This is a genomic window from Mesorhizobium cantuariense (assembly GCF_042647205.1).
In the GTDB taxonomy this organism is placed as follows: Bacteria; Pseudomonadota; Alphaproteobacteria; order Rhizobiales; family Rhizobiaceae; genus Mesorhizobium; species Mesorhizobium cantuariense.
On the sequence record NZ_JBHRVD010000001.1, the window covers coordinates 3,137,489 to 3,157,211 of the forward strand.

At 61.2% G+C, this 19,723-nt stretch carries 21 protein-coding genes and 1 pseudogene; 16 read left to right on the forward strand and 6 right to left on the reverse strand.

Annotated elements, in window-relative coordinates; translation table 11 throughout:
- Nucleotides 1-21: 21 nt before the first annotated feature.
- The 4 genes from sseA to ACFOJ9_RS15030 all read left to right on the forward strand — a co-directional run bounded on the left by sseA (nucleotide 22) and on the right by ACFOJ9_RS15030 (nucleotide 2,732).
- Entirely contained in the window at nucleotides 22-873 is an 852-nt protein-coding gene (gene sseA / locus ACFOJ9_RS15015; protein ID WP_378979540.1) for a 3-mercaptopyruvate sulfurtransferase, read from the forward strand.
- A 5-nt stretch (nucleotides 874-878) separates the two neighbouring features.
- Entirely contained in the window at nucleotides 879-1,442 is a 564-nt protein-coding gene (locus ACFOJ9_RS15020; RefSeq protein ID WP_378979541.1) for a GNAT family N-acetyltransferase, read from the forward strand.
- A gap of 117 nt (nucleotides 1,443-1,559) precedes the next feature.
- Nucleotides 1,560-2,117, forward strand: a complete 558-nt coding sequence (locus ACFOJ9_RS15025) for an OmpA family protein (protein WP_378979542.1) — start codon at nucleotides 1,560-1,562, stop codon at nucleotides 2,115-2,117.
- Between the two features lie 147 nt (nucleotides 2,118-2,264).
- Nucleotides 2,265-2,732 (forward strand): DUF1203 domain-containing protein, encoded by a 468-nt coding sequence (locus ACFOJ9_RS15030; RefSeq protein ID WP_378979543.1) that lies wholly within the window; start codon nucleotides 2,265-2,267, stop codon nucleotides 2,730-2,732.
- A 235-nt stretch (nucleotides 2,733-2,967) separates the two neighbouring features.
- Here ACFOJ9_RS15030 and ACFOJ9_RS15035 read toward each other — a convergent pair whose 3' ends face one another.
- Both ACFOJ9_RS15035 and ald read right to left on the reverse strand, forming a co-directional pair.
- Entirely contained in the window at nucleotides 2,968-4,272 is a 1,305-nt protein-coding gene (locus ACFOJ9_RS15035; RefSeq protein ID WP_378979544.1) for an outer membrane protein, read from the reverse strand.
- A 221-nt stretch (nucleotides 4,273-4,493) separates the two neighbouring features.
- Nucleotides 4,494-5,609: an alanine dehydrogenase gene (ald, locus tag ACFOJ9_RS15040; RefSeq protein WP_378979545.1), complete on the reverse strand. Its 1,116-nt coding sequence runs from the start codon at nucleotides 5,607-5,609 to the stop codon at nucleotides 4,494-4,496.
- Between the two features lie 156 nt (nucleotides 5,610-5,765).
- Between ald and ACFOJ9_RS15045 the strand changes: the two genes are divergently transcribed.
- Nucleotides 5,766-6,239: an Lrp/AsnC family transcriptional regulator gene (locus ACFOJ9_RS15045; RefSeq protein WP_127269076.1), complete on the forward strand. Its 474-nt coding sequence runs from the start codon at nucleotides 5,766-5,768 to the stop codon at nucleotides 6,237-6,239.
- On the opposite strand, the gene ACFOJ9_RS15050 is transcribed toward ACFOJ9_RS15045, so the two are convergent.
- A complete protein-coding gene (locus tag ACFOJ9_RS15050) occupies nucleotides 6,236-6,886 on the reverse strand; it encodes a 5-formyltetrahydrofolate cyclo-ligase (RefSeq protein WP_378979546.1) in 651 nt (216 codons plus the stop codon). The two genes, ACFOJ9_RS15045 and ACFOJ9_RS15050, sit on opposite strands and share 4 nt — an antisense overlap.
- 183 nt (nucleotides 6,887-7,069) lie before the next feature.
- Here ACFOJ9_RS15050 and ACFOJ9_RS15055 point away from each other — a divergent pair, with 183 nt between their 5' ends.
- Both ACFOJ9_RS15055 and ACFOJ9_RS15060 read left to right on the forward strand, forming a co-directional pair.
- Nucleotides 7,070-8,335 (forward strand): NAD(P)/FAD-dependent oxidoreductase, encoded by a 1,266-nt coding sequence (locus tag ACFOJ9_RS15055; protein WP_378979547.1) that lies wholly within the window; start codon nucleotides 7,070-7,072, stop codon nucleotides 8,333-8,335.
- A gap of 149 nt (nucleotides 8,336-8,484) precedes the next feature.
- Nucleotides 8,485-10,457 (forward strand): annotated as a pseudogene (locus ACFOJ9_RS15060) (bifunctional 2',3'-cyclic-nucleotide 2'-phosphodiesterase/3'-nucleotidase).
- A gap of 33 nt (nucleotides 10,458-10,490) precedes the next feature.
- On the opposite strand, the gene ACFOJ9_RS15065 reads toward ACFOJ9_RS15060, so the two are convergent.
- From ACFOJ9_RS15065 to ACFOJ9_RS15075, 3 genes are all read right to left on the reverse strand, one after another.
- The gene (locus ACFOJ9_RS15065; protein ID WP_378987784.1) at nucleotides 10,491-11,495 is read right to left on the reverse strand and encodes a glycerophosphodiester phosphodiesterase family protein; all 1,005 of its coding nucleotides are present in this window, start codon (nucleotides 11,493-11,495) and stop codon (nucleotides 10,491-10,493) included.
- A 133-nt stretch (nucleotides 11,496-11,628) separates the two neighbouring features.
- A complete protein-coding gene (locus ACFOJ9_RS15070) occupies nucleotides 11,629-12,885 on the reverse strand; it encodes a class I SAM-dependent methyltransferase (RefSeq protein ID WP_378979548.1) in 1,257 nt (418 codons plus the stop codon).
- A 59-nt stretch (nucleotides 12,886-12,944) separates the two neighbouring features.
- On the reverse strand, nucleotides 12,945-13,166 hold the full coding sequence (locus tag ACFOJ9_RS15075; RefSeq protein ID WP_378987787.1) for a DUF1365 family protein: 222 nt from the start codon (nucleotides 13,164-13,166) through the stop codon (nucleotides 12,945-12,947).
- Between the two features lie 64 nt (nucleotides 13,167-13,230).
- Here ACFOJ9_RS15075 and ACFOJ9_RS15080 point away from each other — a divergent pair, with 64 nt between their 5' ends.
- The 9 genes from ACFOJ9_RS15080 to pdhA all read left to right on the forward strand — a co-directional run bounded on the left by ACFOJ9_RS15080 (nucleotide 13,231) and on the right by pdhA (nucleotide 19,709).
- Nucleotides 13,231-13,365 (forward strand): hypothetical protein, encoded by a 135-nt coding sequence (locus ACFOJ9_RS15080; RefSeq protein WP_378979549.1) that lies wholly within the window; start codon nucleotides 13,231-13,233, stop codon nucleotides 13,363-13,365.
- A 98-nt stretch (nucleotides 13,366-13,463) separates the two neighbouring features.
- On the forward strand, nucleotides 13,464-13,754 hold the full coding sequence (locus tag ACFOJ9_RS15085) for a Dabb family protein (protein WP_378979550.1): 291 nt from the start codon (nucleotides 13,464-13,466) through the stop codon (nucleotides 13,752-13,754).
- A 114-nt stretch (nucleotides 13,755-13,868) separates the two neighbouring features.
- Nucleotides 13,869-14,753, forward strand: coding sequence for a VOC family protein (locus ACFOJ9_RS15090; RefSeq protein WP_378979551.1), 885 nt, complete (start codon nucleotides 13,869-13,871; stop codon nucleotides 14,751-14,753).
- Entirely contained in the window at nucleotides 14,750-15,595 is an 846-nt protein-coding gene (gene kdsA, locus ACFOJ9_RS15095) for a 3-deoxy-8-phosphooctulonate synthase (protein WP_378979552.1), read from the forward strand. Before ACFOJ9_RS15090 ends, kdsA begins: the two co-directional genes overlap by 4 nt.
- Nucleotides 15,596-15,687: 92 nt before the next feature.
- Complete coding sequence (locus tag ACFOJ9_RS15100; protein ID WP_378979553.1) at nucleotides 15,688-15,891, forward strand: dodecin family protein; 204 nt, start codon at nucleotides 15,688-15,690, stop codon at nucleotides 15,889-15,891.
- A gap of 84 nt (nucleotides 15,892-15,975) precedes the next feature.
- Nucleotides 15,976-16,341, forward strand: a complete 366-nt coding sequence (locus ACFOJ9_RS15105) for a PRC-barrel domain-containing protein (RefSeq protein ID WP_378979554.1) — start codon at nucleotides 15,976-15,978, stop codon at nucleotides 16,339-16,341.
- Nucleotides 16,342-16,722: 381 nt separating this feature from the next.
- Nucleotides 16,723-17,997: a phosphopyruvate hydratase gene (eno, locus tag ACFOJ9_RS15110; RefSeq protein WP_378979555.1), complete on the forward strand. Its 1,275-nt coding sequence runs from the start codon at nucleotides 16,723-16,725 to the stop codon at nucleotides 17,995-17,997.
- 156 nt (nucleotides 17,998-18,153) lie between these two features.
- Nucleotides 18,154-18,477, forward strand: coding sequence for an FtsB family cell division protein (locus tag ACFOJ9_RS15115; RefSeq protein WP_378979556.1), 324 nt, complete (start codon nucleotides 18,154-18,156; stop codon nucleotides 18,475-18,477).
- Between the two features lie 194 nt (nucleotides 18,478-18,671).
- Nucleotides 18,672-19,709, forward strand: a complete 1,038-nt coding sequence (pdhA, locus tag ACFOJ9_RS15120; RefSeq protein ID WP_378979557.1) for a pyruvate dehydrogenase (acetyl-transferring) E1 component subunit alpha — start codon at nucleotides 18,672-18,674, stop codon at nucleotides 19,707-19,709.
- The last annotated feature ends 14 nt before the right edge of the window (nucleotides 19,710-19,723 follow it).

Consider the following 19,723-nt stretch of genomic DNA (forward strand, 5'->3'; position numbering starts at 1 on the left):
AAAGGCGAGCAGGAGAACAAAATGGCCGAAGACAGCCCTTTCACCGTCGACGCTGACTGGCTGCAAAAGCGCCTCGGCGAGCCGGGCCTGACGATCATCGACGCATCCTGGTATCTGCCTGCGCAAAAGCGTGATGCGCGCGGCGAGTACGATGCCGCCCACATACCGGGCGCACGATTTCTGGATCAGGATGCGGTTTCGGATCCGGATTCGCCACTGCCGCATACGCTACCCTCGCCGCAGCATTTTGCCCAGTATGTCGGTTCGATGGGCGTTTCGGCCGACGATACCATCGTCGTCTATGACGGTCCGGGTTTCTTCTCCGCACCTCGGGCATGGTGGATGTTCCGGGTGATGGGCGTCTTCCAGACCTACATTCTGGACGGCGGCTTCGATGGTTGGAAAGCCGCCGGCAGGCCGGTTACTGCCGAACCGACGAAGATCGCGCCAAGCGTGTTCCATGCCGATTTCGACGCCGGTCGCGTTGCCAGCCTCGCTGATATGCGCCGGATCGTCGACACCAGGGCGAGCCAGATCGCCGACGCCCGTGGGCCGGGCCGCTTCACCGGCACCGAGCCTGAACCGCGCGCGGGTATCCGCTCCGGCCATATGCCTGGCGCGCGCAATCTGCCCTATTCGGCGCTGTCGGAAAATGGCGAGCTGTTGTCGAAGGACCGCCTGCGCAAGGTGATCGAGGGGGCCGGCATCGATCTGTCGAAACCCGTCGTCACCTCATGTGGTTCCGGCATTACAGCCGCGGTGGTGACGCTGGCGCTGGAAACGCTTGGCCATACCGACAACAGGCTTTACGACGGCTCATGGACGGAGTGGGGTGGGCTTTCCGACACGCCTGTCGTGACCGGCAAGGAATGAAGACGATGGAAAACGGCGTGCTGGAAGACATCGAAGTCACGGTGACGTTCCTCGAGATGCATGTACCGCCGGCCTATTCGCCGCCTGTGCCCTACAACCGTCAGGTCGCGCTGCTGAAGACCAAGGACATTCCGCTGCATTTCTATCGCTATCTGATGGACCGGGTGGGGCGCAAATGGCACTGGGTCAATGTGCTGAGGCTGGATGACGACGAGCTTTCCGCAGGCATCCACCGCGAGGACCGTGACATCAGGGTGCTCTACCTCGACGGCGCACCGGCTGGCTTCTTCGATCTCAAGCCGCATCTGCCGGAAGAAGTCGAACTCGCCTATTTCGGCATGATGGAACATGCCACCGGGCAAGGCATCGGCCGCTGGTTCCTGGGCTCTGCCATCGCCGCCGCATGGTCGTACGGTCCGAAGCGGGTGACGGTGCAGACCTGCACGCTCGATCATCCCGCGGCTCTGCCGCTCTACCAGAAGCTCGGTTTCGCGCCGGTGGCGCAGAAGAAGGAAACCGTGCATCCGCTGCCCTTCGACGAGCGCTCGGCCAGCGTCATGCGGCCCTGAGGCCAGTCGGAATTTGACACCAGCCGGAATCTGAACTCGCCGTTCATCGGCGCTTCAGGCTGTCTTTGGCATGTTGCCCGCACCATCAATGCGGCCAAGGCCGAAGGAGACTAAGACATGCTGACCCGCCGTACACTTGCCGCCGCGCTGATCGCGGCCATTGCCATGCCGAGCCTCGCCGCCGCCCAGGCGACCACGCCTTCGGCCGCGACGATCGAGCGGAAGCTTGAGGCGGCACCGCGCGTGAAGCTGCGGCCGAACGAGCGCGTCACCATCCGCGAATTCAAACGGCGGCCGGATTTGCGCCGCATGGCCCGCTCGATCGATATCCAGTCGATCAACTTCGCTTTCGGCTCGGCAGCCATTTCCAACTCGCAATACGACAAGATCGAAAACATCGCCGATGCGCTGCGGCGCATCCTGCGCCGCGATCCCGGCGCCCGCGTGCTGATCGAGGGCCATACCGATGCAGTCGGCTCCTTCCAGTCGAACCAGGCCCTCTCCGAACAGCGCGCCGCATCGCTCAAGCGCACGCTGGTGCGTGAATTCAGAGTGCCGGGCTATGCCTTGGAAACCGTTGGTTACGGTGAGGAGTTTTTGCTGGTGCGCACGCAGAACGAAAACTGGCAGAATCGCCGGGTGACGTTGCGCCGCTTCGACGATTTTATCCGTTAATTCGCGAACACCTAGGTTCCGTATTAGCCGGCTTGCACAAGAACCGTTGAGGGACCGCCGGTGGTCGGTCCCTTGACCTTGGCAGGAATCGGGTGGGAAGCGGTGGTGTGGGCATATAATTTCCGGTCAACGCACCGGAGATTTCACATGACCATCCAATTCAACGCCTTGCCCACTGAACACGTCAGGGCCCTGCAGCGCGGCGGCCCCGATGCCTACGGCCAAACGCCCGAGCGAAAAATCTCCGACGGTGACGGCATGCCTTGCCGGCACTGCCTGAAGAACATTGCCGCAGGTGACGCTTACCTCATTCTGGCCTACCGGCCGTTCCCGGAACTTCAGCCCTATGCCGAAACCGGGCCGATCTTCCTGCATGCCGAGGAATGCGAACGTGCCGCCGGGAGCGAGGCGCTCCCCGAGATTCTCGAAAGCTCCGACTACATCGTTCGCGGCTATGGCAGGGATGATCGGATCGTCTATGGCAGTGGCGGTGTCATCCCGACTGGAGATATCACCGCGCGGGCCGAGGCCTTGTTGGAGCGCGACGATATCGCCTACGTCCATGTCCGCTCGGCGCGCAACAATTGCTACCAGTGCCGCATAGAGCGCGGATGAGGCGTTGAGACTGACAGCTGGAGCCACTGTCGCACTCCCGTCGCATAATCGCGCTAGAAAGCGATTGTCGATCGATTTGCCGACCGCGGATGAACCGGCGGCAAATCTCGACATCGAGGAAGCGGGGCTTTGGCTCCGCTTTTTTGTTGCCTGCGTTTGGCGCAAGGAGCCTTCCGCGCAACAAAAAGCCCGCCGGCATGGCCGACGGGCTGCAACTGTTTGCCTGGAGGGGCTTTTAGTTGAACTTGTACTTCGCGCCGAGGCGCACCGTATGGAAGGAAGACTTGGAGGTGATGGAGTCGTCAGGCAACCCCAGATCCGACGAGAAGTCCTTCTCGGCAAATTGCGAATAGCGATATTCGAGACCGACAGTCACGTTGCTGGACACTGCTGTTTCCAGACCGCCACCAACCGAGAAACCGCTGGAACCCCAGTCGAGGATATCGCCGATCGGGTCGGAAGCGTTCAGATCGAAATGCTGCCAGCTGTAGCCGGCAAGCGCATAGGCAAGGGTCGATTCGTTCATCTTCATACCGACGCGGCCCAGTACATCGAAACCATAGTCGGTGTCGACATTGATCGAACCGCCGCCGAGATCCAGCTTGGAGGTCATGCCGGAGTAGCGGGCATCGACCATGACGCCTGCGACCCAGCTGCCGAAGTCATGATCGTAGCCGACGTTCAGTTCACCGAAGGCACCTTCGCCACCGAGACCGTTGAATTCCAGGTCGCCGAAAGGCGGAACGTTGATTTGATGCACGGACGCACCCGCGCCGCCAGCCCCGCCGATGTAGAATCCGGTCCAGTTGTAGGCAGGCGTCTCGAAGGCAGCACCGCCGCCGTTTTGGGCACCGAAACGGTAATTGGCTGCAATCTGGAAAGTATGCCGCGACGTATCAAGATTGAGGAGGCCGTCCGGAACGCCGACAATGCCAGCTTCGGAAAGAAGATCCCCCTTGGTGCCGAAACGCGTATAGCGATATTCGGTCTTGATCGTCCAATTGCTGTTGATGGCCGTTTCAATGCCACCTCCCACGAAATATCCGCTCTGGTCCCAATCGAAGTCGAAGCCAGCGTTCGTATCGAGCTTGTACTTCTGCCAGGAATAACCACCCAGCACGTAGCCCAGAGTATTCGGGGTCAAAAGGTAGCCTAGACGCAGGCCGGCGTCGAAACCATAGGTTTCCTTGATCGAAGCGTCGAACCCAGTGATGTCCAGCGTGGTGCCGATATTGCCGACGTGAGCGTCAAGCAGACCGCCGATGAGGAACCGGGGCGAGACCATATAATCGTAGCCTACCGTTGCTTCGCCATAGACGCCTTCGCCACCAATGCCGTTCAGCGAGATTGGAATAAAATCGCTGCTGAGCTTGTGTACATTTGCGCCGGCGCCGACGCCAAAGCCAACATAAAGGCCGCTCCAGTTGAAGCCGGATGCCTCGACCGGTTGCACGACGTCAGCAGCATGGGCCGCGGACATCAAAGCCACAGCCGAAACAGCACCAAGAAGAAAAGATTTCGCAGAAACGCGAATGAACATTGCCTCATACCCCTAATCAATAAGCCCGAGATGCTCCTAGCAGGGAGTCGGCTAATTTAGGTATGACAAAAATGCCACAATGATAGGCAAAGTGCCGTTACGGCACATGTATTTGGTCCCGAATTGCCTGGAAAACAGGCGCCGATACCCTTGATTTCTCAAAGAAAAACCCGCCGGCGTGAACCGGCGGGCTGACGGGAGAAAATTTTCCTAGGTGAGATTCAGGCCGCGAGAACGGCTTTCGGCTCGACCAGTTCATAACCGAGCGCTTCGGCGACCGCCCGGTTGGTGATCTTGCCCTTGTGGACATTGAGGCCGTTGCGCAAATGATGATCGTCGACCAGCGCCTTCAGGCCCTTGTCGGCGAGCTGCAGCCCGTAGTGAAGGGTCGCATTGTTGAGCGCATGGGCGGACGTGACCGGCACGGCGCCCGGCATGTTGGCGACGCAGTAGTGGATCACGCCATCGACCTCGTAAGTCGGCTCGGCATGGGTGGTGGCATGCGAAGTCTCGAAGCAGCCGCCCTGATCGATGGCGACGTCAACGAGCACCGAGCCCTTCTTCATGCCCGAGAGCATTTCGCGCGAAACCAGTTTTGGCGCCGCGGCACCCGGGATCAGCACCGCACCGACGACGATGTCGGCCGAAAAGCACTCTTCTTCCAGCGCTTCGACAGTCGAGTAACGGGTGTGGACGCGGCCGGCGAAGAGATCATCCAACTGGCGCAGGCGTGGGATCGAACGGTCGATGATGGTGACGTCGGCGCCAAGGCCCGCTGCCATCCTGGCCGCGTGCAGGCCGACAACGCCGCCGCCGAGCACTGTGACCTTACCGGGCAGCACGCCTGGCACGCCGCCGAGCAGCACGCCGCGGCCGCCATTGGCCTTCTGCAGTGCCGTGGCGCCGGCCTGGATCGACAGGCGTCCGGCGACCTCCGACATCGGCGCCAAGAGCGGCAGGCCGCCACGATCGTCGGTCACGGTCTCGTAGGCGATTGCGGTTACGCCTGAAGCGAGCAGGCCCTTGGTCTGCTCCGGATCCGGGGCAAGATGAAGATAGGTGTACAGGATCTGGCCTTCGCGCAGCTGCGCCCATTCGCTGGGCTGCGGCTCCTTGACCTTGACGATCATGTCCGACTTGGCAAACACGTCGGCGGCCGTCCTGGCGATGATGGCGCCGGCGGCGCGGTAGGCGTTGTCATCGGCGCCGATGCCGGCCCCGGCGCCGGTCTCGACCAGCACTTCGTGGCCATGGGCGACATATTCGCGGACCGAGCCGGGCGTGAGGCCGACGCGATATTCGTGGTTCTTGATTTCCTTGGGGCAGCCGACGCGCATTTTCTTCTCCTGATCCGGCCCTTTTGGGCTCGTTCCCTGTATTGGTGGAGTGAACCACGAATCGGTGCGCAGGTGTTTGCGAATGCGCTTGCGCTGACAGGCAGGTTTCGATAATCGTTGCGCGAAACAGCTTGATATTCGCAGGATTCACGAAAAATGCGGCTCGACAGGATTGATATCGCCATTCTCGAGGCTTTGCAGAAGGATGGCAGGATACCCAATGCGGCACTGGCCGAGAAGGTTGGCCTGTCGCAGTCAGCCTGTTCGCGCCGGCTCGACAATCTGGAGAAATCCGGAACCATCCGCGGCTACCACGCCCGGCTTTCCAATGCGGCACTTGGCCACCAGATGACGGCGATCGTGCACATATCGCTGTCGGGGCAGTTCGAGAAGACGCTGTCGGATTTCGAGGCGGCGATCAAGCGTTGCCCCAACGTGCTGTCCTGCCATCTGATGTCGGGCGAGTACGACTATATCCTGCGCATCGCGGCAAAGGATCTGGTCGATTATGAGCGCATCCACAAGGAGTGGCTGTCGGCGATGCCGCACGTGACCAAGATCAATTCGTCCTTTGCGCTGCGCGAAATCGTCGACCGGACCGCGATGGGCATGAAGCCGGAGATGGCTTAGACCGCCGTTACCACCCGATCCATCGGGATATCGTGCGGCTGTGGGTAGATGGTGGCGATGCGCTGCAGCTCGTAGCCGACGCCGATGACCAGCGGCTTGAACGGCATCGCCGCCAGCGTGCGGTCGAAGAAGCCGCCGCCATAGCCCAGGCGGTAGTTCCCGGGATCGATGCCGACGATCGGCGAGATGACGATGTCCGGCAGCACCGGATCGCCCTCGGCCGGTATCGGGATGTTCCAGACGCCTTTTTCCAGCCGGTCGCCCGGCGCGTAGGCGCGAAAGATCAGCGGCTGCCCTTTCTCGACAACGATGGGCAGCGCGGTGCGGCCGCCGCGTTCATTGATGGATGCCATCCATGGCCGCAAATCCGGCTCGCCGCGAAACGGCCAGTAGAGACTGACCATGCGGCCGGCGATCTCGCCGATGATCGCATCAAGGCCTTCGGCGATGCGCTGCGACATCACGGTTCGCGCTTCGGCCGAAACATCAAGACGCGCGGCGATCAGGCGTTCGCGCTCGGCCTTGCGCCAGCGTCGCACATCGGTCCAGTCGCTCAGTGGCGCGCGAAACTCCGTATCGAGTTCATGCATGAAACAGGGCGGCGAAGAATACTGCGCCGGAGCGTCGTCGTCATGATCGTCGGCCATGCGTCACCTCGTCGTGCCGTTTCGAGAACGCTATACCCGGCCACGGTGTCCCGACATGTGCATTCACGACATTCGAAGGCGACTCCCGGGCAATCATCAAAGGCCAGGGAATCAAAAGAGAGAGCGTTGTTGCGGTGCACAAAAATACCTACATCTGGTCAGATGCATTTGGGGTGAATTAAGATGAACCAGGCCAGCCATCATGTCGTCGTTGTCGGCGCGGGTTTCGGCGGTCTCGAATTCACGCGCGCGCTTGGCGGCGCACCTGTGCGCGTCACCATGATCGACAAGCGCAACCATCACCTCTTCCAGCCACTGCTCTACCAGGTGGCGACCACGGCGCTGGCGACGTCCGAGATCGCCTGGCCGGTCCGCCATCTCCTGCGTAAGCGTAAGGATGTGACGACGTTGCTGGCCAATGTCGTCGGCATCGATCGCGCCGGCAAAAATGTCCTGCTCGATGACGGCAGCGCTGTCGCCTACAACACGCTGCTGCTCGCCACCGGTGCCCGCCACGCCTATTTCGGCCATGACGAATGGGAGCCTTTTGCGCCCGGCCTGAAAACACTGGAGGACGCAACCACGGTTCGGCGGCGCATTCTTCTGGCCTTCGAGCAGGCCGAACGGGAGACGGATCCCGCCAAACGCCAGGCGTTGCTGACCATTGCGATCGTCGGTGGCGGGCCAACCGGGGTCGAGCTTGCCGGCACCATCGTCGAGCTGGCGCATGACACGCTGCATGGCGAGTTCCGCAACATCGACACACGGGAGGCGCGCGTGGTGTTGATCGAGGCCGGCGACCGCATCCTGGCCAATTTCGCACCGAAACTTTCCGACTATGCCAGCAAGGCACTCGAGCGGCTCGGCGTGACGGTCGAGCTTGGCCGGGCCGTGACGCGTTGTGACGCCGAGGGCGTCGTTTTCGGTGACAAGCATCTGGCGGCGAAGACAATACTGTGGGCGGCAGGTGTTGCCGCTTCGCCGGCAGCCGAGTGGCTCGGCGCGCCCGCGGACCGAGCGGGCAGGGTGCTGGTCGAGCCCGATCTGAGCGTGCCTGGCAGCCCGGAGATTTTCGTCATCGGCGATGCCGCCCATGTGCTGCGGCCGGACGGGCGGCCCGTTCCCGGCGTGGCGCCAGCCGCCAAGCAGCAGGGCCGGCATGTTGCCGCCACGCTGAAGGCGCGGCTTGCAGGCGACAGCAGCCCGCGGCCGTTCCACTACCGGCATGACGGCGATCTCGCCACGATCGGCAAGCGCGCCGCCGTGATCGATTTCGGCTGGCTCAAGCTGACCGGCTGGGCGGCCTGGTGGCTGTGGGGAGTAGCCCACATCTATTTCCTGATCGGCTTTCGCAACCGGCTTGCGGTTTCGTTGAGCTGGCTATGGATCTACGCGACGGGCCAGCGCAGCGCGCGACTGATCACCCAGGGCGACGACGACAAGGGCTGATCTTTTCCGGCTGCGTATGTTCATCCGCGCGTCATCTGTTGCTCATCGACCGATGTTCGATGCGCGCGACTTCTTGAATGGACTCGGATGAGTTTCAGAGCGAAGTTCGCTTCGGGGTCGAGGGCTTGTCACGTCGTCGAGGAGAAAACATGTCGCAACTGCTCCATCCCGTATCCCGCCGCGATCTCCTTGCGGCCGCCGCCGCCGCGGGAGCGCTGATCATGCTGCATCCGTTCTCCGCCCGTGCGCAGGCTAACCAGGCGCATCTCCGGATCATGGAGACCACCGACATCCATGTGAACGTGCTGCCTTACGACTACTACGCCGACAAAGCGAACGACACGATGGGCCTGTCGCGCACGGCTTCCCTGATTGACGCAGTGCGCAAGGAAGCCAGCAATTCGATGCTGATCGACAATGGCGACCTGCTGCAGGGCAATCCGATGGGCGACTACATCGCCTATGAGAAGGGGCTGAAGGACGGCGACCTGCATCCGATCATGAAAAGCATGAACCTGCTCGGCTACGAGTGCTCGACGCTGGGCAACCACGAATTCAACTACGGCCTGTCGTTCCTGGACAAGGTGTTGGCCGGTGCCAATTTTCCCTTCGTCTGCGCCAATCTGATCCGAGGCACCGAGCTTGCCGCGAACCCGCGCGACGACAAGCTCTACCTCAAGCCCTATGTCATCCTCGACAAGAAGGTCAAGGATGGCTCGGGCGCCGAGCAGCCGATCAGGATCGGCATCATCGGCTTCGTGCCGCCGCAGATCATGGTCTGGGATCTCAAGAACCTGGAGGGCAACGTCAGGACGCGCGACATCGTCGAGGCGGCCAAGGCCTGGGTGCCGCAGATGAAGGAGGAGGGCGCCGACATCGTCATTGCGCTGTCGCATTCCGGCATCGACGTGAAGCAGGGCGACATGATGGAAAACGCCTCGTTCTTCGTCGCCGGTGTCGACGGCATCGATGCGGTGTTCACCGGTCACCAGCATCTGGTGTTCCCCGGCGAGAAGGATTTCCAGTCGCTCGAAGGTGTCGACACACAAAAAGGTACGCTGCAGGGCAAACCCGCCGTCATGGGCGGCTTCTGGGGCTCGCATATGGGGCTGATCGACCTGATGCTGGAGCGTGACGGGTCGAAATGGAAGGTCGTTTCAGCCACTTCCGAGGCGCGGCCGATCTTCGAACGCGTCGACAACAAGAACAAGCCGACCGTCCCGGACGACAAGCGCATCATCGCGGCCCTCGAACAGGACCACCAGGCGACATTGGCCTACGTCCCGTCGGCAGGACCTCCGCGCCGCTCTATTCCTATTTCGCGCTGGTCGCCGACGATCCATCGGTGCAGGTCGTCAGCCAGGCGCAGACCTGGTACCTCAGGGATATTCTCAAGAACACGCAATGGAAGGATGTACCGCTGCTGTCGGCGGCCGCTCCGTTCAAGGCCGGCGGCCGCAACGGCGCCGACTACTATACCGACGTGCCAGCCGGCGACATCGCCATCAAGAACGTTGCCGATCTTTACCTCTATCCCAACACCGTGCGTCCGGTCGAAATCACCGGTGCGCAGGTCAAGGAATGGCTGGAAATGTCGGCCGGCATCTTCAACCGGATCGAGCCAGGGAAGGCCGACCAAGCCCTGATCAACACCGACTTCCCATCCTACAATTTCGACGTCATCGACGGCGTCACCTATAAAATAGACCTGTCGCAGCCGCCGAAATACGATGCAAAGGGCGGGCTGGCGAATGCCGGCGCCAATCGCATCATCGACCTGATGTTCGACGGAAAACCAATTGATCTCAAACTGAAATTCGTCGTCGCGACCAACAACTACCGGGCCGGTGGTGGCGGCAATTTCCCTGACATCAATGCCTCGAAGATCATTTACGAAGCGCCGGACACCAATCGCGACGTCATCGTTCGCTATATCGTGAGCGAGGGTACGATCAACCCGTCCGCGGACGACAACTGGTCGTTCGCGCCGCTGCCTGGAACCAGCGCCGTGTTCGAAACCGGGGCCAAGGCCAAGGATTTCATTGCGCAGGTGAAATCGCTGAAGATCGAACCGGCGGGCGAGGGCGAGGCAGGATTCGCGAAGTATCGCATCCTTCTTTGAAGGGTGGTTTGTGGGTCGGCTCGATCCAAGCCTCTATGGCGTGGATTGAGCCGGCGATGCGAAACGTTCCTTGATCACTGGCATGACGAGATCCAACGCATCGGTGGAAATGCCGCCGGAATAGCCGTCCGGTAGCTGCTCGATCAGCTCGGGATCGTCGAGCCCTTGCGAAAAGTCGCCGCCGGAATAAGGGCCGAGCAGGTAGACTCTTGTATCGACCCCTTGCATGCGATCGAGAAACCGGTTCGGCCAACCCCACATCCATTTCACGATGTTGACGGGGATGAGCAAGGTACCTTTTCGGCAGGCATCTGGAACGTAGCCACTCCAGCCAATCGCGGCATAGCGCAGGATGCATTGCGTCAGTGATGCGCGGCTCAAAGTATGCATGTCCGGCAGCGCGGCCTTGAGGGCGGCGATCGGCTTGTCGCCACCATAGACCGAGAGATAACCGCGCTCGGCTGGTGCCAGCGTGGCAAGCCATGCGGCCAGCTTTTCGCCTTCGCCCGGATCGTTGCTCTTGACGTTGATGTTGAAGCGGCGGGCCGGGAAGTGCGCCAGAACCTCATCCAGGGATGGCATCATGCCGATACCCTTGCCGCGAAAAGGAAAACTCTTGCCGCCATCCCCAGTATAGCCATAGCCGACATCGAGTGTCTTCAATTCGGCCATGGAATGGCTGCGCGTTTCTCCCTTGCCTTCCGTGCGGCAATCCAGCGTCCAGTCATGGAAGACGGCGAACTTGCCGTCCGTCGTCGGGTGAACATCCAGTTCGAGCGCGTCCGCGCCCAGCGCGAAGGCGGCCTCCATCGAGGGAATTGTGTTTTCGAGGTAGCCATGGCGCGGCGGCAACATCCGACTGGCGGTACAAGTCTCTCCTGTCATGCCTGCGCGCAAATAGTCCTGGGCAAGGCCGCGATGGGCAAGAATCTCTGGGCTGCCGGCGGGGCGGCTTGACAACCAGGAGGTGTTGTTGAGCCAGATGCCCGCCGCAGCGACAACAATGACACCGAACAAGATCGTCCGTTTGCGCATCAGGTGATTTCCGATTCGTCCGTCCTGCGCGGCATCCTGCTTCGCGATCGGACTTTTTGACGGCGACGGCGCGGCGATGTCGAGATCATGCTCGACATCGCCGGTCACTGGTAATGAAATCGAAGACCGTCTCGACTTACGCCTTGTAGACCACCTGGCGCACGTCGATGTAGCTGGCGCGGAATCCGGCCTCGCAATAGTGCAGGTAGAACTCCCAGAGCTTCTTGAAGCGGTCGTCGAAGCCGAGCGGGACGATCTTCTCCCATGACGCCCAGAACCGGTGGCGCCATTCGGCGAGCGTACGCGCGTAGTCGTCCGGAAACACGCGTTCGCGCAGATGGGCGAGGCCATGATCCTTGCCGAGTGCTTTCAGGATCGACGGCGTCGGCAGCATGCCGCCCGGGAAGACGTAGCGCTGGATGAAATCCGGCCTGGCGCGATACGTGTCGTAGGCGGCTTCGTTGATGGTGATGATCTGCAGGCCCGCGGTGCCGCCGGGCCTCAGGCAGGCCTTCATCTTGCCGAAAAACACAGGCCAGTATTTCTCGCCGACCGCCTCGAACATCTCGATCGAGGCGATGCGGTCATAGGTGCCGGTTTCGTCGCGATAATCCTGCAGCTTGATGTCGACCTTGTCGGCAAGCCCGGCCTTTGCGATGCGCGCCGTGGCAAAATCGTGCTGCTCTCGGCTGATCGTCAGACCGGTCACCCGGCAGCCGATCTCGCGCGCTGCGAATTCGGCGAAGCCGCCCCAGCCGCAGCCGATTTCCAGCACATGGTCCTTCGGGCCGATCCCTGTGTCCTTCGCCAGCGCGCGATATTTGGCGGCCTGGGCGCTTTCCAGGTCGTTGGCGCCGGTCGTGTAGAGCGCCGAGGAGTAGGTCATGCTCGGATCGAGCCATTGCTTGTAGAAGGCGTTGCCGAGGTCGTAATGCGCCGAGATATTGCGCTTCGAGCCGGTGCGCGTGTTCTGGTTGAACCAGTGGCGAATGCGCTGGACGGTGTTGATGAGCCAGTTGGTGCCGCCCGCGATACGCTCGCCGATGGCCGAATTGATGACGAACAGCTCCAGGAAACTTGTCACGTCAGGGCTTTCCCAATCGCCGTCCATGTAGGATTCGGCAACGCCGATCGTGCCGCCGGTAAAGGCGCGGCCCGGCAAGCGCCAGTTCTTGAGCACCAGTTCGGCGTCTGGGCCGGGTCCCTTGCCGCCGACGAGGACGGCGCGCCCGTCCGGCATCCTGACCTTGAGCGTACCGCGCGGCAGGTTCATCGCCGCCGACAGCACCATGCGCGCCTTCGCCGGCAGACCCTTGACGATCTCGGCGAAATTGAATTCGTCGAGCCTGACCGCGTCGCTCAACGCTATGCCGTGATGTTCCTGGTGTGCCATCTCACGCCCCTGGACTTCCGCGGTTTCGGCGCAATTTGCCGAGCCCCGGTTCTCGCGGTTCATTCGCCGGGTTCGAACGCCGTTGCCTGATTCCGGGTGATGACCGGTTTGGCGATGGGCGGGCTCGAACGAAAGCGCGCCCCCCTTGGCCAGAGCTTCAGCGCTTCCCAGTGAATCCCTGCGACAATGTTCCACGTCATGAGGGGGGACTTCAAGAGGCAGGCTGCAAGCGGGGCTGTGCCAAGCGGGTTGCTCTCACCGGCGTGGATCTGCTTTTGCACAGCAAAGGCCGAACGCGCCAAAAACGCCTATGGCTGCGGCATTGCTTGTGCGGTAGATTTAGCCATGCGTTATGTAGTCGTCATTGCCGCCATCGCGTTTTTCCTGATCTGGGACGGCATGTACAATCAGGGCCGGTATCTCGACTCCACCGTGAGAGGTGTCTCGCACGTCGTGCGATCCGTCACCGGCAAGATCTAGCGCCCATCCGAACGACTGGCAGCCGCGACATCCTTGTCGATTGACGCCACCGTCCTGCCGTCACAAAAGACCCCAGCATTTTGATCGAGGAGGCGGGGTTGATCCGGCATATCGTTTTCTTCAGCGCGCGGCGTAAAGAGGATGTCGAGGCTGTGCGCACCGGTCTGCTGGCGCTCGGCAACATCCCCCATTCCAGCCTTTTCGAGGTCACCTTGAACACCAAGGTCGATCCGCTGTCCGATGAGGTCGACGTGGTCGTCTATGCGGAGTTCACCGATGACGCCGCGCTGGCCGCCTACAAGGCGCACCCGCTCTACGCACAGACCACCAGCAAGGTCAAACCGATGCGCGAGCTGCGTTATTCGGCCGATGTCGTCGCAGGAGGCTGATCGAGGCTTGCTCCAATAAGTGTCTATCTCGACGCTCGATGAACTGGCGGCGAACCGGCCGGGATTGCGATCAAGTCTTGAACCGGTTTGCGGAATGATGCACATCGCGCCTGCATGACCCGAACCACTGGCACTCATCCGCTCGATCATCTGGTGCTGCCGACGCACAGCCTCGATGTGGCGCGAGCCCAGCTCACCTCGCTTGGCTTTGTCGTTGCCCCAACCGGGATCCATCCCTTCGGGACCGAAAACTGTTGTGTGTTCCTCGCCGACGGCACCTATCTCGAACCGCTCGCTATCGGTGACGAACAGGCAGCAATGAAGGCCATTGCCGATGGCAATGTCTTCGTCGCGCGCGACCGAGCCTATCGCGAGAGCCACGGCGATGAGGGATTTTCTGCGGTGGTTTTCTCTACCAGCAATGCGGATGCCAATCATGCGCGCTACCTCAAGGCCGGCATCTCGGCGGGAGACATGCTGAGCTTCTCGCGCGCCTTCGCGGACATGGCGGGCAAAAGCGACATCGCATCGTTCAAGCTCGCCTTTGCGGCCGGAGCCGAGGCCACGGACGCCTTCCTGTTTGCCTGCGAGCGGGTCAACGCGCCTGATGTGGACCGCACGGCTTTGCAGGCCCACGCCAACGGCGCCACCGGAATTGTCGAGATCGTTGCGGTCAGCGATGCGCCTGGGAAACAGCATGGGCTGATTTCAGTAGCGGTGGACGATCCGACCGCCGATGGGCGGGGCGGCATGTTTCACTTGCCGAATGCAAATTTGAGCGTGATTGACCCCGCATCTTTCACCGCACGCTTTGGCCTGCCAGCCGGTGCGCCGACAGACCTTCGCTTCGCTGCAGTGGTCTTTTCGGTCCGGCGAGCCGATGTCGCATCGAGGCTGCTTGCAGCCAATTCCATCCAACACGATATAGCGGGCAATGATATTGTCGTGCAGCCTGCACCCGGACAGGGCGCGGCCTTCATCTTCCGGGAGATCCAATGAACAAGCCCCTGGCGCCCAATTCGTCGGTAACCATCGGCAATGTCGTCTTCGACAACAATGCGGCGCTGTCGCTGATCGCCGGCCCGTGCCAGTTTGAATCGCGCCAGCACGCCTTCGACATGGCCGGCGCGCTGAAGGAACTGACCGGCAAGCTCGGCATAGGCCTCGTCTACAAGACCAGCTACGACAAGGCCAACCGCACCTCGCTGTCGGCGACGCGCGGCGCCGGCATGGACGCGGCACTTCCCGTCTTCGACGAGCTGCGCAAGGAATTTTCACTGCCGGTGCTGACCGATGTCCACACCGAGGAGCAGTGCGCCATCGTCGCGCCGCATGTCGATGTCCTGCAGATTCCGGCTTTCCTGTCGCGCCAGACCGACATGCTGGTCGCCGCCGCCAAAACCGGCAAGGTGATCAACGTGAAGAAGGGACAGTTCCTCGCCCCCTGGGACATGAAGAACGTCGTCGCCAAGATCACCGGTTCCGGCAACGCCAATGTGCTGACCACCGAGCGCGGCGCGTCCTTTGGTTACAACACGCTGGTGTCCGACATGCGCGCACTGCCTGTCATGGCCGAGATCGGTGCGCCGGTGATCTTCGACGCCACGCATTCGGTGCAGCAGCCGGGCGGGCAGGGCGGGTCCTCGGGTGGTGAACGTCGCTTCGTCGAGACGCTGGCCCGTGCGGCTGTCGCCGTCGGCGTTGCCGGCGTGTTTATCGAGACCCATCAGGATCCTGATAACTCCACTTCGTCCGACGGCCCGAACATGCTGCCGTTGAAGGACATGCCGGCCCTGCTCGAGCGGCTGATGGCATTCGATCGCATCGCCAAGGGCCTCTAGGCCAGACGCATCTGCCGACTGCCGGCGCTTGTGGAAGGCATAAGCCGGCTGTACGCTTGCCAGGCAAATGAGCGTTTTGGCAGGAGGAAGCCATGTCCGTCGCCCGCGTCACCGAAATCACCTCGTCGTCGAAGAAGAGTTTTCAGGACGCTATCGAAATGGGAATTGCGCGCGCATCGAAAACCCTGAAGAACGTCGAAGGCGCCTGGATCCAGGACCAGAAGATCGTCGTCGAGAATGGCAAGATTGCTGCTTATCGCGTCAACATGAAGGTCACCTTCATCCTCGCGGAATGACCGGCTGCCGTCGAAAAAGTCGGGAACTTTCGCCCGCGACCCTCATTGTCAAAGTATGGTTCAACGACAATGAGGAGCAAGGTCATGACAACCCAGACAGGCCACACCCAAGCCATCGCCGCTTCGCGAGTCATCGGCACTTCGGTCTACAACACCGAAGGCAAGAGCATCGGCAGCATTGAGGACGTCATGCTCGACAAGACGTCGAACGGCATCATGTTTGCGGTGATCGGTTTCGGCGGCTTCCTCGGCATTAGCGAAAAATATCACGCCATTCCGTGGGCAAGCCTCGACTATGACGAGGACATGGGCGGCTACGTCGTGCCGTTCTCCAAGGAGCAGTTGAAGGCGGCGCCTGCCTATTCGATCAACGAACTGACCGGCGCGGATGGCGAGATGGCACGCGACGCATCTTACGACTACTACAAGGTCGCGCCTTACTGGCACTGACGGCCCAAAAACAAAACGGCCCCGTCTCGACGGGGCCGTTTTGTTGTGATGCAGCAGCTATTCGCTGATATGCAAAGGTGCCGTAGCCTTGGGCGGCGACTGCTGATTGTCGCACGACGTCAGAAAGGCCGCAGCGATCAGGAACAGACTCACGATACCACTCAACTGGGACATGGCGAAACTCCTCCTGTTTCGCCCCGCGCACCCGCACCATAGCCGGAAGCCAGCTTGCCGCACATGACTTATGATGACAGCGATTTGCGCTTCGTGAATCGTTCCGGGCTGACGCCACGGCAATAATTGCGAGCCGGCCGATTGCCTTTTACGGCACTTTGGCTAAGACGTGCGCGACGCTTCTTTAGATCAATCGAGGACATCGCAATGACCGCCATCATCGACATTGTCGGGCGTGAAATCCTGGACAGCCGTGGAAATCCGACCGTCGAGGTCGATGTCATTCTCGAAGACGGCTCGATGGGCCGCGCGGCGGTGCCGTCGGGCGCCTCGACCGGTGCGCACGAGGCCGTCGAACTGCGCGATGGCGGTGCCCGCTATCTCGGCAAGGGCGTGCTTAAAGCCGTCGAAGCGGTGAACGGTGAGCTGTTCGAGGCGATCGGCGGCATGGAAGCCGAAAACCAGATCCATATCGACCAGACCATGATCGAGCTTGACGGCACACCCAACAAGAGCCGGCTCGGCGCCAACGCCATTCTCGGTATATCGCTGGCGGTGGCCAAGGCAGCTGCCGAAGCCGCCGGCCTGCCGCTCTACCGTTATGTCGGCGGCACCAAGGCGCACCTCCTGCCGGTGCCGATGATGAACATCATCAATGGCGGCGCGCATGCCGACAACCCGATCGACTTCCAGGAATTCATGATCCTGCCGATCGGCGCGCCGACGTTGCGTGAAGGTGTTCGCTGGGGTTCGGAAATCTTCCACACGCTGCGCAAGAAACTGAAGGACGCCGGCCACAACACCAATGTCGGCGACGAGGGCGGCTTTGCCCCGAATTTGAAAAGCGCGCCGGTGGCGCTCGATTTCATCATGGAATCGATCGAGCAGGCCGGCTTCAAGCCGGGCGATGAGATTGCGCTTGGCCTCGATTGCGCCGCGACGGAGTTCTTCAAGGACGGCAACTACGTCTATGAGGGCGAGAAGAAGACGCGTGACCCCAAGGCTCAGGCCAAATACCTGGCCAAGCTTGCCGCCGACTATCCGATCATCTCGATCGAGGACGGCCTCGCCGAAGACGACTGGGAAGGCTGGAAGTATCTGACCGACCTGATCGGCAAGAAGACCCAGCTGGTCGGCGACGATCTGTTCGTCACCAACACCGCACGGCTGCGCGACGGTATCCGCATGGGCGTTGCCAATTCGATCCTGGTCAAGGTCAACCAGATCGGATCGCTGACGGAAACGCTCGACGCCGTCGAGACCGCGCACAAGGCTGGCTACACCGCCGTCATGTCGCACCGTTCGGGCGAAACCGAGGATTCGACCATCGCCGATCTCGCCGTCGCCACCAATTGCGGACAGATCAAGACCGGCTCGCTGTCGCGCTCGGACCGCATGGCCAAGTACAACCAGCTGATCCGCATCGAGGAAGAACTCGGCAAGCAGGCGCGCTATGCCGGCAAGTCGGTGGTCAAGGGCTGATCCGGAAACATTCGGATACCGGATGAGAGGGCGGGAGCATTCCCGCCCTTTTTCATTTCGCCGTTGCTAAACGGGTCACCCGTAACCGTCCGTTAAGCACAATCGGGCGAAAAAGATCGTGAGCCGCCTGAGTTCGCGGCCAAGAGGAATCGGGCGATGTGGACGCGTCAGCACAAGCAGAGAAACACCGGCCGGCTGATCATTCCCTCGCTCTGCGTGGCATTCCTGGCCTATTTCGGCTTTCATGCCTATCATGGTGAATTCGGCATCTATTCGAAATATCAGCTGGAAGCCCAGACGGTTGCGCTGCAAGGCCAGCTCGATTCGATCAAGGCACGACGGATGGAACTCGAACGCCGCGTTCGGCTCATGCACGAAGGCACGCTTGAGAAGGATATGCTCGACGAGCAGGCGCGCAAGGCGCTCAATCTGTCCCAGGCTGACGAAATCACCATTATGTTGCCGACCTCGGCGAAATAACCGAGATTCAGTTAATCACCAATATTTTCAATGATTTTAATCGCTTAGGCGCATGCCAGCTATGCAAATTCGGCATGGCGCAACGCTTTGACGCGTGTTAGCCTCCCTAAAATCGGTGGGGAGGAGCTGATCTCCCCAGAGCAGATTTCATCCTGCTCTAATGTCCACAAAGAGACGCCAACAGGGAGTGATGCATGGCCACCGCCGCCAGAAAAGCGCCTGCCAAATCGAAATCCGACGGCAAATCGGGGCTTTCGGCTCCCAAGCCCGCCGACTTCACCAAGGACGAAGAGCTTGCCGCTTACCGGCACATGCTGCTCATCCGCCGTTTCGAGGAAAAGGCCGGCCAGCTTTACGGCATGGGTTTCATCGGCGGCTTCTGCCATCTCTATATCGGCCAGGAAGCGGTCGTTACCGGCATGAAGATGGCGCTGATCGACGGCGATCAGATGATCACCGCCTATCGCGACCACGGTCACATGCTGGCGATGGAGCTGTCGCCGCGCGGCGTCATGGCCGAGTTGACCGGGCGCCGTGGCGGCCTGTCACGGGGCAAGGGCGGCTCCATGCACATGTTCTCCAAGGAAAAGCACTTTTACGGCGGCCACGGCATCGTTGGCGCGCAGGTGTCGCTCGGCACGGGCTTGGCCTTCGCCAACCGCTACCGCGACAACAACAATGTCTCGCTGACTTATTTCGGCGACGGTGCGGCCAACCAGGGCCAGGTCTATGAAAGCTTCAACATGGCCTCGCTGTGGAAGCTGCCGGTAATCTACATCATCGAGAACAACCGCTACGCCATGGGCACCTCGGTGTCGCGCTCCTCGGCGGAAACCAACTTTTCGCACCGTGGCGCTTCGTTCAAGATTCCCGGCATCCAGGTCGACGGCATGGATGTGCGCGCCGTCAAGGCGGCCGGCGACCAGGCGACAGAATGGTGCCGCGCCGGCAACGGACCGATCATTCTCGAAATGCAGACCTACCGCTATCGCGGTCACTCGATGTCCGATCCGGCAAAATACCGCTCCAAGGAAGAAGTGCAGAAGATGCGCTCGGACCATGACCCGATCGAGCAGGTCAAGGCGCGGTTGACCGAGAAGAAGTGGGCGACCGAAGACGAATTGAAGACCATCGACAAGGAGGTCCGCGATATCGTCGCGGACGCCGCCGAATTTGCCCAGAACGACGCGGAGCCGGATCCGTCCGAGCTCTGGACCGATATCGTATTGTAACGGGAGGGCAAGGA

Coding starts and splice junctions, on each gene's coding strand:
- sseA (WP_378979540.1), top strand. CDS start 22: ATGGCCGAAGACAGCCCTTTCACCGTCGACGCTGACTGGCTGCAAAAG.
- ACFOJ9_RS15020 (WP_378979541.1), top strand. CDS start 879: ATGGAAAACGGCGTGCTGGAAGACATCGAAGTCACGGTGACGTTCCTC.
- ACFOJ9_RS15025 (WP_378979542.1), top strand. CDS start 1,560: ATGCTGACCCGCCGTACACTTGCCGCCGCGCTGATCGCGGCCATTGCC.
- ACFOJ9_RS15030 (WP_378979543.1), top strand. CDS start 2,265: ATGACCATCCAATTCAACGCCTTGCCCACTGAACACGTCAGGGCCCTG.
- ACFOJ9_RS15035 (WP_378979544.1), bottom strand. CDS start 4,272: ATGTTCATTCGCGTTTCTGCGAAATCTTTTCTTCTTGGTGCTGTTTCG.
- ald (WP_378979545.1), bottom strand. CDS start 5,609: ATGCGCGTCGGCTGCCCCAAGGAAATCAAGAACCACGAATATCGCGTC.
- ACFOJ9_RS15045 (WP_127269076.1), top strand. CDS start 5,766: ATGCGGCTCGACAGGATTGATATCGCCATTCTCGAGGCTTTGCAGAAG.
- ACFOJ9_RS15050 (WP_378979546.1), bottom strand. CDS start 6,886: ATGGCCGACGATCATGACGACGACGCTCCGGCGCAGTATTCTTCGCCG.
- ACFOJ9_RS15055 (WP_378979547.1), top strand. CDS start 7,070: ATGAACCAGGCCAGCCATCATGTCGTCGTTGTCGGCGCGGGTTTCGGC.
- ACFOJ9_RS15070 (WP_378979548.1), bottom strand. CDS start 12,885: ATGGCACACCAGGAACATCACGGCATAGCGTTGAGCGACGCGGTCAGG.
- ACFOJ9_RS15080 (WP_378979549.1), top strand. CDS start 13,231: ATGCGTTATGTAGTCGTCATTGCCGCCATCGCGTTTTTCCTGATCTGG.
- ACFOJ9_RS15090 (WP_378979551.1), top strand. CDS start 13,869: ATGACCCGAACCACTGGCACTCATCCGCTCGATCATCTGGTGCTGCCG.
- kdsA (WP_378979552.1), top strand. CDS start 14,750: ATGAACAAGCCCCTGGCGCCCAATTCGTCGGTAACCATCGGCAATGTC.
- ACFOJ9_RS15100 (WP_378979553.1), top strand. CDS start 15,688: ATGTCCGTCGCCCGCGTCACCGAAATCACCTCGTCGTCGAAGAAGAGT.
- ACFOJ9_RS15105 (WP_378979554.1), top strand. CDS start 15,976: ATGACAACCCAGACAGGCCACACCCAAGCCATCGCCGCTTCGCGAGTC.
- eno (WP_378979555.1), top strand. CDS start 16,723: ATGACCGCCATCATCGACATTGTCGGGCGTGAAATCCTGGACAGCCGT.
- ACFOJ9_RS15115 (WP_378979556.1), top strand. CDS start 18,154: ATGTGGACGCGTCAGCACAAGCAGAGAAACACCGGCCGGCTGATCATT.
- pdhA (WP_378979557.1), top strand. CDS start 18,672: ATGGCCACCGCCGCCAGAAAAGCGCCTGCCAAATCGAAATCCGACGGC.